The following is a 14,994-nucleotide window of genomic DNA, read 5'->3' as shown; positions in this document are numbered from 1 at the left end:
TTTTGAAGGATACGTCCTCGATCATCAACTGCACAAGCATAGTGTTTACGTTTGGCAATATCGATGCCGATAACGAGTGTATTTTCAGAAACTTGATTTATTTTTTCATTCGTATTAAAATTCATTCGGATGGGTCCTCTCTGTATATTATGCGCGTCAATGCCAGTTGACACTCAAGCATCATACAGGAGGGCTTTTTTGTTTTCAAGTCTCTGAAAATCCTTCTAACAGGAATGCTCCTATTTGTATTTTAGATTCAATTATAACTTTATTAAAATGATTTTACAGAGCTCTTTAGTAATTAAGACATTGAAGTTTGGCGACAATTCTGTATCTATTTAGAGCACTCGTTCACATGAATTACCAAAAAAGCAACTGAATAGGTTGCACTTTTGGTAATTTTATAAAATTAGTCTCCTAAATCGTATTTTAATTTTGAATGATAATAATCTAAATCAAACTCAAAATTTATTAATTTTTCTAAATCATAACTTTTTTGTTTATAGATTTCCTTCATATATTGTAAGAAAATAGAACGACAAGCATATAGCTCACTTACACCATATGTATCTTCTCGTAACTCAACATACTCAATTTCATCACCTAAAGAGTCATGTGTAATGGCTTCGAACTCTAAATTCGTATGCCACATGAAATCTAAAAAGCCTTGTAAAACGGCTTCTTTATACGCAGTTAATGAAAAAGTGGCTACTACTTGTTTTTTATAATGAAATTCCACGGTTTTTTTACGATAGAAAAATTGTATAGTAAAATCAGAAAAAACCTCCTCATTTTCATACGGAAGACTCCAATTAGACTTTTCTATGTGATCTAAATTATTTGTCAATAAACTTTTTATTAATGTGTACCAAAATGTATATAATTCACTAACATCTGAATTGAAAAGAAGTGGTTCACCATCTACAAAGAACACTACTTTTCCTGAAGGATATCCTCCAGATCGTCCAAATTCATAATTAAATACATCTAAATCGTTCAAATTTGTCATTTCGATATAACCTGGATACGTTTGATTTTCATCTAGCTCTTCTTTTTCAGGTGGAATAGTAATATACGATTTAACTTCTATGTTCATCTCAGCGCCTCCAGGATATAAAAATACAAAAACCCTCTGAATTTTTCAGAGGGTTTTCACCAAACATATAAAATGCCTGAGCCCTTAATATGTAAGGGTTTTTCAAATTATTTTACTGCGTCTTTTAAGCCTTTACCTGGTTTGAAAGCAGGTACTTTGCTTGCTGGGATTTGAATATCTTTACCAGTTTGAGGGTTGCGACCTGTACGAGCTGCACGATCACGTACTTCAAATGTACCGAAGCCGATTAGTGATAATTTATCACCTTTCGCAAGGGCGTTTTGGATTGTTTCAAATACTGCATCCACCGCTTTACCTGCATCTTTTTTTGATAACTCAGTTGCTTCTGCTACTTGATTGACTAATTCAGTTTTGTTCATTCGAAAAACCTCCTAATTGACTATTCTTTATCCATCATACAGATTTGTGGACTATATTTCAAATAATAACCTAAAAATGGAAAGGTTAAACCCCTCTTTTATTTGCCCATACGAGTGCATGGAGCTGTGGCAGGGGTTTTGCGTTATTCATCGATGGAGTAGCAATGACTTTTTGCCACAACCATTCGAGCTTTTCTAACAGTCTTTCAGCTATCGAGCCCGCTTCGCTTGAATTATCATTCCCTACGGATAAATATAATTCACTTGGTTTGTAGCGCGCATTTACTACCTCTGCATAGTCAAAATCTGCTTCATCAAAGACAACTACTTTTAGAGAATAGTTTGGCAGACGTTCAATAATTGAATCGAGTACGACCCAATCGGTTCTCATCGTTGAGCTAGGTGGCTTTGGAGAAATCGTTAAATCATCTACATCTAAAAACCAATCTTGCCAGCGTGACCCTTGCGTTTCTAATCCTACTTCTACACCAGCTGCATGTGCATACGTAATCAACTCCGCAATTGGCTCATTATAGAGTGCCGGGTTTCCTCCAGTAATCGTAATATGATTGAAATTTCGTATACCGTCTACTGTTCCAATCTCCATTAATTTTGACCAAATCATTTCGCCTGTCATTAATTGCCCTCGTTCGCTGCCATCCCACGTAAAGGCAGAATCACACCAAGCGCAGGAATAATCACAGCCTCCCGTACGTACAAACATTGTTTTACGTCCTGTAACAATGCCTTCACCTTGAATCGTCGGGCCAAAAATCTCCATTACCGGTACTTTTTTAGCCATGATTTTCATCCTTTTTTGGACGATACAATACATAGGACGTCGGCGTTTCACGTACGAGAATTTGCAGACAGCTTGGCTGATTCGGCACTGTTTTTAAATAGTTCTCGATTCGTTGCCAAATGACTTGTGCAATCACTTCTGTTGTAGGGAAATTCACTCCTGAAAACTCTTCTAAATCATTTAATATACGATGATCATAACGTTTATGCACGAGCTCCTTTAGTTTTTGAAAATTGACTAAAAATCCTGTGTCATCAAGTGTATCTCCAGCAATGGTAATATTGACAACATATGTGTGACCATGCATATTGGCGCATTTCCCTGCCTGTTCATCTGGAATAAAGTGTGCTGCTGAAAAATTCATATCCTTGTTTAATTCGTATGAATAATCATGCTGTGGATGTGGATAATATTGCATAAGCATCTAATCACGAACCTTTCTTTTTTTGATGGTGCAACTAAAAACGGCCATAAAAAAAGCCGCACCCTATGCGGATACGGACAGATCGTCATATTCCCATAGTTTTTTATAGAGGGTTGTTTTGCTATGAACCTCTTTTTTTACAGTATGTGTTAGTTGCGAGCCAAGTATAGCATATATTTTTGTTCGTTACTATGCACCTTCGTTATTTTTGCCATTGTGAGCGACTAATTAATTCATTTTGGAAGCGTTCTATCTCTGCTGGTGAGATTACGACCATCTGAAGAATCACTGGCTGAAACCCTTCTGCTAAAAATGCTGGCTCCTGCTCAGGATGCATCACATAGCGTGTTAAATACTGTGATACCGTTTCACCATATTTGTCAGCGAGTTCTTTTACAAATTCAAGCTGGCCAAATGCTTCTTCATGCACCGCAAAAATCGCAATGGCCTGTCGATTCGTTGAAAAGAAATCGCGGCGTGTATTTGATTTCGTTGGAAACATAAAAAAAATCCCTGCATACGGCACGTGAGCTACTTTCAAACGGCCCTTCACTATTAAATGCGTCTTATCTAATATGTATTTTGTCGACGCCAGCATATACCAGACAAAAAATGCGATAACGAAAAAGCCAATTGCTAATAATACAATGCGTCCTGTGTTTGAGAGTTGCTCTTCATATAAAGCAGGAAGTGTCACGATGACGACAAAGCAAAATACAATGAAAAAGGTCAAAAATAACGTCCACTTTCCGAGCTTTGGTTGAAAAATCATGTTGTTATCACCTCGCTAAAGTATTCCCTAAGTTTTTAAATATATGCTTATAAGGTTTGGAAATAAAAAAATGACTGGAACAAAACATGTCATTTTCCTTTTTTAGCGTTCACAACGAAAAACCGGAACCGCATTTCATAGCGATTCCGGTTTTTCTTATGCTCATAGGAGCGGTTATTTTCACACATATATTAAAACCTATGAGTGTCACACGAAAAGATTTTTCCGACGATACACACTTAATAATAGTCCTGTTAGCATGCCAGTTGAAAGTGTTGAAATCAACCCATAATCAAAAAATGGAAGCATGAATGCACCAATATTAAGTAAACCTAGTGAGCTTAATACATTACTAATAAATAATAACGAACAGAATGTCCCAATCCCAATCAATAGCATTTGTCCAAACGGTTGTTGAATTGTTTGGCTTGTTTTTACAAAATGAATGATAAGCAGTGCAATTAATGCTAAAGCAATCGCTAATGCTAAAAAACCAAATTGTTGTACAATATTGAGCAAAATGTATTCAAAGGTAATTATGTGTTCCTGAACATCACTTGCGCCAATAAAATGCGCGGATTGTAAAATCGTTTGTAAATACCGATTTACCTCTTCCATTCCTGCTACTCGAAGCATTAAATAAGGTCCATGTGTTGGATAAATCAGCACATAATAATACGTAAGCGCGAACCCTATGAGTATTAACCAGCCAGCTAAACTCCAAATCTTTTGTGAGATACGATAGTTGCTACAAAGCAGCATAATAGCAAAAACAAGACCAAAAAGAGGCACATATTGCTGACTAAGTGTCGTCACTAATGCGATAAATATCACCATTAAATAGGCATTTAAAAGCCATATATTCATCTTGCGTGTCATAAAAATAGCTAAGCATACTGTCCAGAGTAAGCATATTGGCTGCATCCATAACATGATTTTATAAAATGACCAAAGCAGCATCGATTGATGCATGAAATCTAATACGAAACTAAGTGCCACCCCTAGCCAAAATAATTGATGTCCAAAGGTAAGTAATTTACGATAGTCAAAACGCGTAATCAGCAGTGCTATTCCAATCCCAAACACTGTATACAAACCATTTTTCAAAATCAATGTGCCATTTTCAACTTGCTGACCATAGGGAAGTGCTAAAAAACTGCATAGTATTGCGGCTATTGCTAGGCCAATTAGTAGCCAATCTGTTTGTGGTTTATAAATTTGGTCCATCGATTGGCCAAGTGTTGTTGCGTTTCCCATTAATTCGATAGCCTTCCGCTCTGCTTCCTGCTGTGTAGCACCTTGCTCCTTCAATTTCACAATTTGATGGTGAAAATGCTGCGTCAGCTCTTTTTCTACAGATGCACGAGCTTCCTTATTGCGCATTTGCTTCGTTACACGCTCAATATACAATTTAATAGACATGACGCGCCTCCTCTAAGAGCTGCTGAAGCGGCATTTTTCTCTGTGCTTTTTCATAGCGTTTGACACGTTTTAAACCAGTTGCTGATACTTTATAGATTTTTTCTTTCTCCTGCCATGTACTACAAATTAACCCCTCTACTTCTAAACGATGTAATGTCACATAAACGGCACTTTGTTGCTTTGCTTTTAATCGTTCACAAAGCGCAAAGCCACTCTGAGGTTGCTGTAGTAGCTGTAATAAACGGTCTGCCTCAATTGCTTCACGAGCTACTTCCTCACGAATGGTTTGCTTCATTTTTTCTGTAAACTGTAAATTTGTATGTTGCTGCAAACTCTTTTTAAATGAATTCATTCTCAAAACTCCCTTCTAAGTGCTCACTCAATAACATACGGGCTTTTCTCAAACGCGTTTTTAGCGTATTACGATTTACCTTTAAAATCTGCGCCATTTCCTGCAGTGAATATTCTTCAAAATAATGCAGGTAAACAAGTTCACGGTATTTGATTGGTAGCTTCATCACCGCATCAATAACGGTTCGTTGGCTTTCTTGCTGTTCAATCATTTGTTCAACAGACTCATTGTCCGTTAAATGCTCAAATTGTTGTGCCTCTGTAACTGTCATGTGACGCGTATGCCATGATTTCAAATAGTCTTTCGTATGATTAATGGCAATACGCCAAAGCCATGTTTTTAGCGTTGCCTGTCCTTTATAGTTAGAAAGCGCACGATAGCACTTTATAAAAATCTCCTGCGTTAAATCCTCTGCAAGCGCATTGTCACGTACATATGTATACACTAACTGTAAAATATCCTGTCCATAATCTGTCATTAGTTGCTCCAGCAGTTCCTCCTGCCAATTTACCTGTGACATAATGCTGTCCACACGATCACTCCTTTACACATCATTAGACGAGCCCCAACATCAAGTGGTTTTAAAAAATCAAAAAAACACACCCCCACATCATAGCGCAGGAGCGTGTTTTTAGTAAAAATTATTTTGTTGCTTTACGACGTACTGCTACAAGCAATACAAGTGCCCCTAGGATAATTACTAAACCTGCATACATCACAAATTTAGTGCTTTCCCCAGTTTGTGGTAATGTCGTTGTCTCCGTTGATGGAGTTGTTGACGTTGCCTCACTTGTGCTTTGACTTGGAGTCGCTGGTGTACTTGGGTTTTCGCCGCCATCTCCTGGTGTTGGTGTTTTACCAGGAGGTGTTGGTGTATGATGCTCTTCTGGATCTTCTTTTGGTGCTTCTGGAACTTTCATATTTGTGAATTGTAAATCAATATGTTTTCCTTTTGCATCAAAGCTAATTGGTGAATTATCCAGTGTATAACCTACTGGTGCTTTCACTTCAATAAATTGATAATGACCAGTTGGTAGATTTCTTACTGTAATTTGACCGTTTTGATTCGTTGTCAGTGCTTGTTTCACAAGTGTGCCATCTTCATCTACTAAGTTAAATACAGCGCCTGATAACACTTTATACGTTTTTGCATCAAACTTCGTTAATGTCACGCTTGCTGTTTCTTTTTTATTTGTGATGACTTGCTTCACAGTTTCATTTGCTTTGACCTCGACATCATACGTATCTGTTGATAATGTATAGCCTGCTGGTGCTTTTACTTCTACTAATGCATAGTCACCGTAGCTAATATTCTCAATAACTGCGCGGCCCTCTGCATTTGTTGTCACGGTGATGGCGCGGTTATTTTCATCCGTTACAGCTTGACCATCTGTTGTTTGTAGTGCAAATTCTGCACCAGCTAATGCTTTATCTGAATTGACTTTATCAAATTTTTGAATTTGAATTGAGCCTACAGGCAATTTTTCTGGTGTGTTTTTCACCGTTACATTTGTTTTTGCTTTTGTGATGTCTAGCTGAATTTTATCATCCGCTAGCTTGAAGCCTTCTGGTGCTTTCACTTCTTTCACCACAACGCCTTTTTCATCCACATATTTTGAATAAGGAATTTCTGTAAATGTAGCAATCCCTTGTTCATTCGTTGTCGCTGTACGCTTGATTGTGACATTTGTTTCAGCATCTGTATATACAAGTTCAAATTCTGCAACAGCTAAGAGTTGTGTCTCATCTGTTGCATCGACTTTTTTAATGGATACAGTGCTTGTCTCAATATCAGAGCTGTTCCCATTACCACTCGCATTGGATACAGCAATTGATGAAGAAGTTGACGTATTTTTGTTAATTGTATCGGTTGTATCGATTGAAATATTGTTTTTAATGCTTTGACCTAATTTTGCAGTAATATACGAGTCATATTTTAAAACATATGGTGTATGAATCGTATCCGCAAATTTTAGCGAGAAGCCGTTATTCGCGAAGGTTACTGTGTAATCTTTGCCCGCTTCTAATGCTTCATTACTCGCAACCAACTTGCCATTTGTCATTGTTGCTTTATACAGCTTAAAACTCGATTCTACCACACTATGCCCTGCTGATAATTGGTCTTGTACGACTGCATCACGTAGTTTCGATTGTGTCGCATTCACATCGACTGTCCAGTGTGCTAGACGACCCTGTTGTGCGCCTGATTTTGATACATACTCACCACCACGAGGAATTTCACCAGGTGTTGTAATCGTATGATCTTTATCTGTTAAGCTATCTGTGACAATGTTTGAATAAATCGTTTGAACACTATTCGTCGTATCTTTCCCTAAAATTTGATCATCAATTGATGTCTCATAATGAAGCTGATACGCCTTTGTTTTATCTGCTGTGTCAGGTAATAATTTATTCACATCAATTGTGAATGATTGATTACCTTCTGCAAATGTCACTGCTTCGGCCCAGTTAACACCTTTAATTTCTGTAATACCGGTTGTATCTGTACCGTCTTTAATATCCCACGCATACAATGCAAATGAATCCTTCACATAATGCTGACTACCTTTTAATGTATCTTTCAGTGTCGCATCTGTTAGGTCATGCTGGTTAAAGTTAAAGCCTACTTTGTATTCTTTTCCTTTATACGTACCATCTTCATTTAATAATAATTTGCCGGATTTAAAGCCGTTATTTTTCGCTAGTACACTATTGTTTGGATAGAAAGTTGTCCCGATTGCATCGGTTTGTGCTTCTGTACCTTTATAGATGACATAGCTATTGCTGTTTCCTGTTTCTGCACCTTTATCGGCATCAAAATCCATTGTATAACGGATTGTGTAGACACCCTTAGCTGTCGTTGAAGTGGCATCTTTCGTGTTATATAAGTAGAAATAATAATCATTGCCTACTTGTTTCATCGATGCATCTTCAAACACAGCATCACCTTTTTTCACATTTACAAGCTTTAAATTCGTAATGCTACCATTATCAACTGGTGTATCTTTTACAGAGAATTTACTACCATCCTCTGGAACCGTTACTTTAATTTCATACGTTACAACACGATTTTTAAAATCTGTTTCAACAACCGATTTACGTGTATCACTATATGAATTTTTAATGGAAATATCTTCATAATCGCTACCTAGCGTTGTTTCTTTTCCGTCAATAGTTGCTTTTAATGTTGCTGTATTACGGAATTGAATATCAGAAGGTGAAAGAATACCGCCCTTTGGTGAATAACTCACGCGATAACGAATAATATAATGTCCGTTAAGTGCTTCATTAAATGTCATAACCGTTGTTTTATCGCGTGTACCATCTTTTGTAACATTAATTTTATAGCTATTTGTTGGAACAGCTACTTCTGCTGTATCCTTTTTCACAATTGTGAAATCAGCTGCTTTCAGTGAAGCTAATTTAAAGTTTTTATCCTTAATAGCAGGCGTTGTTAGTACATCTGTAATCGTTGCGCCCGCTGGAATTTCTTGGCCTTTTGTATCGAAGTCAATGAAATAATCGATATAACCATCAGTTGTGTTAACGCTTGATTTACTCTTATTGACATTTACCTTTGTTTGGTAAGCCATTGAAGCTTCATTTGATGTTGTAGAACCTTCATTTGACTCAAGTGTTGCTGTATTTACATAATTCGCAATCAGCTTATTGTCGACTTTATTTGTTGTAATTTCGATACGATATGCCTTTGACGTGTCACCTAATGTCACCGTCACAGGATCTTTACTCGTTACTGTATCTGATACATCTTTCCCTGCAACGAATGACAGTTTATCACCAGCATTAAGTGCCACACTTAGCTCTGAAACTTTCACATTTGTTGCCTCTAAGCCTTGCGGAATCGCATCTTTCACGACTGCATTCGTTAATTTTGATAATTCCGTATTAACGTCAATCGTCCATTTATACGTTGTATCATTTACTTTTGTAACAGCTTTTGAAATAGCTTTCCCCTGTTCAAAATCTACTACTAATTCTGCTTTTTGAGAGCCATAGACGATTTCAGTCGTATTACTTTCAATTGGTGTTCCTGGCTTCATTGTTGATTCTGCATTGAAATTGATTTTTACATCTCTTCCTTTATATGCAGTCAATGTAACCGTACCATCTGCTGCTAATGTAAATTTCCCAATGACTTTACCATTACTATTTGTAATTTCTTCGTTCGTATAAGTTTGAATAACTTTCAATTGTGCTGGTAATTTAAATGTGATCGTCTTATCGGCATCTAAATTGCCAAACTCAAATTGATAGGCTGCTTGAATAATATCATCTAATGATGTCACAGCATCTTTTTCATTGCGTTCACTATCTGTATACGATAGCTCAAACCCTGTTAATCCTTCAATTGCATCATTTGTTGCTGCTTTTGCAGTTGTACCGACACCCGCATAGCTTAAAATGACATTGAAAACTAACATTAACGAAAGAAAAGAAAAGCTTATTTTTTTCGTAATGTGAATAACCTCCCTAAAATTAGTACAATCTCTAGTATAATTTAAGGGTCTAATAGCTTAAATCTATCCTTCTGTTCTTTTAATTTATCTACTTCATCGCATAGAACAACCTAAAAAACAAAACATTATTAGGGAAAAATAAATTCACAAAGACCTTTTTTGTCGAATAATATTATTATTTTACTATTTTCTACATTCATTCTGTCGAATAATGACGAATAACAAAATTTATTTTAGATACAAAAACCTATTATTTTAATGGTAGAAACATCCCTTAACATTATGCGAATAAAAAAAGAGGCTGGGACAAAACACGTCATTTTCCTTTTTTAGCGTTCGCAACGAAAAACCGGAACTGCGCTACAGCGCAGTTCCGGTTTTTCTTATGCTCATAGAACGGTTGTTTTTATACGTATGTCCCAGCCTCTTAACGCATTATTTCACATAATCTCTTAAAAAGATCAATGTTTCATCTAGTGCTTGCTGTGCTTCTGCTAAGTCATAGCTAAACTGATATTCATGATAAATGTCTTCCTGATGTTCATCAAAAAACAGACTTTCAACTGATACATTTTTCGCCTTTAACGCCTGATCTAACGCCTTTCCTTGCTCTGGAAATGAAAGCGTATTGCCGTCTGTTATATACGTTGGTGGAAAATCTGTCGTGACATGCTGCGCAATCGACGCCTCATCGATTGCCGGATGCGACTTCCATTCCTTATCCCCTAGTAAATCCCACGCTACTGTTCGAGCAAAAAATTTCATAAATAAATTCGTTGCTGGCAATGTTTTAAGTTGCTGTAAATCAACAGGACCACTATACGAAATAAATGCCTTCAGCTCATTCTTTGGTACAGTTGCTGTCATATTCATCTGTTTAGCATAATCTGGATTTGTCTGAATTAATACAAACTGTCCTGCAATTTGTGCACCTGCTGAATCACCGCCAAATGCCACTTTTGTAAGATCTAAATATGGATAATCTGCCGCATGCTTACGAACATACTGATAAACATCCTCTAACTGCTTCACTTGACCTGGATACTTAAGCTCAGGTGCTAGTTCATAATTGGCTGAAATCATCGCAATTTGCTCCTTCTCTGCTACATAGTGAGCAAATTCATTAACGAGTGATTTGTCCCCTGCTAAATAGCCCCCACCATGTAACCAAAAAACAACCGGAACTTGCTCCGTTTTCTTTAAATTTTTTGGATAATACACATCAAAGGTATTGCGCGCATAAGGTGAATCATAGCGCTCATTTTTTATTACATTTACTGTTTCCTTTGCTTGCTCGAATTTACCTGAATCGCCAATTGGCACCTCTCGATTAAATGCAAATTGGATTAATTTTGTCCCTGGTTTAGGTGACACCTCAAATGCGATGACAACACCTAAAATTGCCACCAGTAAAATCATTGAAATCCATCGTAACCATTTCTTCATAGTATAGCCGCCCCTTAGCCTCTTGATACCCGTATCATAGCATATCCGGAATATGCTATGATACTAAAACAAGGAGGGATTCGGTGCGAAAAATAAAGCTATTTATCGCAATGACTCTAGACGGCTATATTGCTACATTGGATGACAGCTTAGACTGGCTTATGAAGGTCGATGGTAAGGGAGATAATGGCTACGGCGACTTTATGAATGATATTGATACGGTTATTATGGGCCGCACGACGTATGATTGGGTGATGAATGAAATGAATGGCGATTATCCGTATAAAGAGCAGGTAGGTTATGTATATACACATCAAACACGCGAAAATACCGCGTATATTACCTATACTGATGAACCCGTTCAATCACTTGGTAGACAGTTGAAAGCATCCAAAGGTAAAGACATTTGGATTGTTGGCGGTGGACAATTGATTTGTGATTTCCTCGAAGCAGGTCTTGTCGATGAAATGACACTAACACTCACACCAGTATTATTAGGTGAGGGCATTCGCTTATTCCCTGAAGGAAGCTATGAATCGGAGTGGCGGCTTACGAAAACGGAAACATTTAATCAGTTCGTCAATGTACATTATGAAAAAAAGTAGCCCCCTTTGTTGGGTGCTACTTTTTAATAGATTCGAATGGTTGTTGATCCTTGTAAATAATGTTGATACTGTTCAATTTCAATTTGTACAGGTTCTTTAATCTTTTGGACGTTATATTTTGTTTTCACAATAATTTTTTTATTCATATGATTTATTGAACTAGAATGAAAATCAACAGTCTTACCAGATAAAGTACTTGCGTCTGCACTAAAGATTGAGGAGTTTTTTCCTTTATAATGAATTGTTCCATTTTTATAAACTTTGAATTTCTCTTTTACGTATGCAGGCTGTTTAAGGACCTTCTCTGCAGAGAAATCTACAACAATAACAGTATCATCTTTTGGAATCGCTTGTACATGTCCCATTTGAAGATTAAGTTCCTTAGGATTACGGAAATAATTGCTTTGTAGCACATATGCTGTTTCGCCGGTTTTAATATCTTGCTGACGTGATAGGCCATTTTGTATCCCGCCCCAAACTTCATTATGTTCGTCCTTCAAATGAATCGAATCAATGTTTAAGATTTTTTTTGTATTTGTAGAGGCTGCCTTTGTCACAACAACTGCGCGTAGAGGTGACACACGTAATTCTTTTATAGCTATTTTCTGACCATCAATGGTAACTATTTTATCTAGTGGATAGATGATTGTTTTTGCGATGTCGTTTTTCAGTTTAAATGGCACTTTAATTAGTGTATCATTCACTTTAAAATCTGCCTCTAGTACCACTTTATTCCACTGTACTTGTTCTGTTAGAGGAAGATTTAATACAAACTCATACTGCTGTTTTTTATCATTTACAATTTCACTCCACATTGAGCCTTCTACTTCCTTACCATTTTTTTTGAAATGTTCTACCATTACTTCGCCATCTTTTTTGACACCATTTACTTCATAATACATAATAAATCCAGTTTCATCGGCAATCATATTAGTAATTTTTACAGTGTAACCATTTTTGGTTGCCTCTGCATTTACTTCTTCCATATAGTGATACTTTGCGATATCTTCAAGTCCTTTGTCATCCATCATCGCTGTAACAAGAGGTTCAAATAATGAGATTTTAGCTACTGTCGCCGCAAATGTTGGTGATAAACGAATCGAACTCAAGCCTAAAATCAACAGAGCCGCAAGAGTGATAATTACGGGCATCACAAATGATCTCTTGCGTTGTTTTCCACCTAAAACATGTGTTAATACACGTTCTTTTTCACGCTTTGTCACTTCTACTTCTGTGACATCATCAATATCTATATGAAACTTTCGTTTCTCATCCTTCATACAATGCGCTCCCCCTATCCTGCTGCGTAGCAAGCTTCTTTTTCCCTCGATACAGCCTGTTGTCTACAGCAGCTTTTGTTAATTCCAGTGCTTCTGCTATTTCACTATTATTCATTTCTAAATAATATTTCATAATGAAAATGTCCCTGTCTACATTAGGTAATTGACTTAATTTTATTAGCATTTCTTGGCGTTCTTCTTTCTGTAAATACAACTGTTGGGGTTCAGAATCTACAGAAAAATACGACATATCCTCTTGCTTAAACTCATACTCTCCTCGGCGTTTTTGCTGACGATATAAATCAATAGCTTTATATTTTGTCATAACCCCTATCCAGCGCTTAAAGTCTACTTCATTTCCTTCAAACTGTGCACTTTTCTGCCAGACTGCTAAAAAAATATCATTCACACATTCATCGACAGTAGCTGTATTAGATAAAATGCGTAAGGCAATTGCTTTTACATATGGCATATACACATCAATAATCGCTTCGAGTGCATGTTCTTTTTTCTTTTTTAATAGTTTAATCTGCTGTTCGATTGATTTTGTCATTTTGCACCTCCCTGTTATATATGATAACGAATGCATTTTAGAAATATTCTCACATTTTTTTAAATCATAACAAAAAAGAACCACATTTTTTAAATGTAGTTCTTTTTAATATATAGACTAACAAGCTATATTTATTAAACAGTAAAGCGCCCAACTAAATTTTCCTGTGTATTTGCACGATCCTGTAAGCTTTCAGATGTGCCAGATAGACTTGAAATAACCGCTGTAATGTCGTTCAATGATGTTGAAACTTCACCTAATTGCTGTGATTCGACCTTAATGGAACGGGCAATATCTGTTACTGAAGCCGATACTTCTTGTGTAGAGGCAGATAACTGCTCTGTAAGGGCAGACACTTCCGTAATTTCACCTTGCATTTTATTAACAGATTGTGAAATATTACCAAATACTTCACTTGCTTTTGCAATTGTGTCAACACCCTCTTGAATCGACACATTATTTTGTATAATTTTATTTTCGACAGTTGTTGTCGCTTTTTGAACATTTTCAATCAATAATTGAATTTCACTTGCCGATTTATTGGATTGCTCTGCTAAACTGCACACTTCATCTGCTACAACTGCAAACCCTTGGAACGCTTCTCCTGCGCGTGCCGCTTCAATTGCTGCATTGAGTGCTAAAAGATTCGTTTGATCCGTAATTTGCCTAATCGCTTTGACAATCAATGTAATTTCCTCAGATTGTTTTGATAATGCTTGAATTTGGCCTGTTGTCTTTACAGAGCTCGTCGAAATCTCCACTGCGCATTGAATGCAGTCGACAGTGTACCGATTTCATCTTTCGAACGAACTGCAACATCTTCTGTACTTAAATCACCAGCTGCTACTTGCTGAATCGATTGATTTAATAATTCAATTGGTCGAACAATTGATCTACGCATATAAAAAATAATTCCTACAATAACTGCAATTAAAATAATTACTAGTACAACCCCGACTATTGTGGCAGCATTTGTTGATTTAGTCCCCTCTTTATTCCGCACAAAAAGGCTTGTTAGATGCAGCAAGTTACTTCTATGCTGTACTTGCTGTTGCAATGATTGGCGTACGTCCAGTAACAGGCCATATTTATGACACATATGGCGCAAAATATGTCATTATTCCATCATTCATCTTCTTTGCAATTGGCCTATTTTTATTAGGTAATGCTGAGAATGCGGCTTTATTACTAACATCAGCTGCCTTCATCGGTGTTGGATACGGTACACTGACGACAAGCTTCCAATCACTTTGTATTCAAGCAACCTCTCCGCAGCGAACAGGCTACGCTACCGCAACCTACTTCACATTATTTGATGCCGGAATCGCCTTCGCGGTTCTTTTTTTATGCACAAAAAAAGACTAGGATTCCTCCTAGTCTTTTA

At 36.9% G+C, this 14,994-nt stretch carries 14 protein-coding genes, 3 pseudogenes and 1 riboswitch; of the genes and pseudogenes, 2 read left to right on the top strand and 15 right to left on the bottom strand.

The window, feature by feature from the left end; genetic code table 11:
- The 11 genes and pseudogenes from QI30_RS01180 to QI30_RS01130 form a co-directional block, all read right to left on the bottom strand.
- A pseudogene (locus tag QI30_RS01180) lies at window positions 1–125 on the bottom strand (IS110 family transposase); the annotation flags it as partial.
- A 284-nt stretch (window positions 126–409) separates the two neighbouring features.
- Window positions 410–1,096 carry a hypothetical protein gene (locus QI30_RS01175; protein ID WP_126989117.1) on the bottom strand — a complete coding sequence of 229 codons (687 nt, stop codon included), beginning with the start codon at window positions 1,094–1,096 and terminating at the stop codon, window positions 410–412.
- Between the two features lie 107 nt (window positions 1,097–1,203).
- Window positions 1,204–1,476, bottom strand: coding sequence for an HU family DNA-binding protein (locus tag QI30_RS01170; protein WP_126989116.1), 273 nt, complete (start codon window positions 1,474–1,476; stop codon window positions 1,204–1,206).
- A gap of 85 nt (window positions 1,477–1,561) precedes the next feature.
- Window positions 1,562–2,278 carry a 7-carboxy-7-deazaguanine synthase QueE gene (queE, locus tag QI30_RS01165; protein WP_126989115.1) on the bottom strand — a complete coding sequence of 239 codons (717 nt, stop codon included), beginning with the start codon at window positions 2,276–2,278 and terminating at the stop codon, window positions 1,562–1,564.
- Window positions 2,271–2,702 (bottom strand): 6-carboxytetrahydropterin synthase QueD, encoded by a 432-nt coding sequence (gene queD, locus QI30_RS01160; RefSeq protein ID WP_126989114.1) that lies wholly within the window; start codon window positions 2,700–2,702, stop codon window positions 2,271–2,273. Before queD ends, queE begins: the two co-directional genes overlap by 8 nt.
- Window positions 2,703–2,791: 89 nt before the next feature.
- Window positions 2,792–2,840: riboswitch (PreQ1 riboswitch) on the bottom strand.
- Window positions 2,841–2,904: 64 nt separating this feature from the next.
- Window positions 2,905–3,474 (bottom strand): hypothetical protein, encoded by a 570-nt coding sequence (locus QI30_RS01155; protein ID WP_126989113.1) that lies wholly within the window; start codon window positions 3,472–3,474, stop codon window positions 2,905–2,907.
- A gap of 207 nt (window positions 3,475–3,681) precedes the next feature.
- Window positions 3,682–4,896, bottom strand: coding sequence for a permease prefix domain 1-containing protein (locus tag QI30_RS01150; RefSeq protein ID WP_126989112.1), 1,215 nt, complete (start codon window positions 4,894–4,896; stop codon window positions 3,682–3,684).
- Entirely contained in the window at window positions 4,886–5,248 is a 363-nt protein-coding gene (locus QI30_RS01145) for a helix-turn-helix transcriptional regulator (RefSeq protein WP_126989111.1), read from the bottom strand. Before QI30_RS01145 ends, QI30_RS01150 begins: the two co-directional genes overlap by 11 nt.
- Complete coding sequence (locus tag QI30_RS01140; protein WP_233600498.1) at window positions 5,235–5,780, bottom strand: sigma-70 family RNA polymerase sigma factor; 546 nt, start codon at window positions 5,778–5,780, stop codon at window positions 5,235–5,237. Before QI30_RS01140 ends, QI30_RS01145 begins: the two co-directional genes overlap by 14 nt.
- Window positions 5,781–5,889: 109 nt before the next feature.
- Window positions 5,890–9,690 carry a SpaA isopeptide-forming pilin-related protein gene (locus tag QI30_RS01135; RefSeq protein WP_126989110.1) on the bottom strand — a complete coding sequence of 1,267 codons (3,801 nt, stop codon included), beginning with the start codon at window positions 9,688–9,690 and terminating at the stop codon, window positions 5,890–5,892.
- 471 nt (window positions 9,691–10,161) lie between these two features.
- Window positions 10,162–11,172: an alpha/beta hydrolase gene (locus tag QI30_RS01130; RefSeq protein WP_126989109.1), complete on the bottom strand. Its 1,011-nt coding sequence runs from the start codon at window positions 11,170–11,172 to the stop codon at window positions 10,162–10,164.
- A gap of 83 nt (window positions 11,173–11,255) precedes the next feature.
- Here QI30_RS01130 and QI30_RS01125 point away from each other — a divergent pair, with 83 nt between their 5' ends.
- Window positions 11,256–11,777, top strand: a complete 522-nt coding sequence (locus QI30_RS01125) for a dihydrofolate reductase family protein (protein ID WP_233600497.1) — start codon at window positions 11,256–11,258, stop codon at window positions 11,775–11,777.
- 23 nt (window positions 11,778–11,800) lie between these two features.
- Here the strand turns inward: QI30_RS01125 and QI30_RS01120 are convergent, their stop codons facing one another.
- The 4 genes and pseudogenes from QI30_RS01120 to QI30_RS20285 form a co-directional block, all read right to left on the bottom strand.
- Window positions 11,801–13,057, bottom strand: coding sequence for a DUF4179 domain-containing protein (locus tag QI30_RS01120; RefSeq protein WP_126989108.1), 1,257 nt, complete (start codon window positions 13,055–13,057; stop codon window positions 11,801–11,803).
- A complete protein-coding gene (locus QI30_RS01115; protein WP_126989107.1) occupies window positions 13,047–13,610 on the bottom strand; it encodes a sigma-70 family RNA polymerase sigma factor in 564 nt (187 codons plus the stop codon). Before QI30_RS01115 ends, QI30_RS01120 begins: the two co-directional genes overlap by 11 nt.
- Before the next feature lie 134 nt (window positions 13,611–13,744).
- A pseudogene (locus QI30_RS01110) lies at window positions 13,745–14,323 on the bottom strand (methyl-accepting chemotaxis protein); the annotation flags it as partial.
- 23 nt (window positions 14,324–14,346) lie between these two features.
- On the bottom strand, window positions 14,347–14,511 hold the full coding sequence (locus QI30_RS20285; protein ID WP_158620931.1) for a HAMP domain-containing protein: 165 nt from the start codon (window positions 14,509–14,511) through the stop codon (window positions 14,347–14,349).
- A 98-nt stretch (window positions 14,512–14,609) separates the two neighbouring features.
- Here QI30_RS20285 and QI30_RS01100 point away from each other — a divergent pair.
- Window positions 14,610–14,975: pseudogene (locus QI30_RS01100) on the top strand (MFS transporter); the annotation flags it as partial.
- Between the last annotated feature and the right edge of the window lie 19 nt (window positions 14,976–14,994).

The organism is Candidatus Kurthia intestinigallinarum (assembly GCF_003991225.1).
Taxonomy (GTDB): Bacteria; Bacillota; Bacilli; order Bacillales_A; family Planococcaceae; genus Kurthia; species Kurthia populi.
Note: the sequence above shows the minus strand (reverse complement) of the source record. Positions and strands in the feature narration are given on the sequence as shown.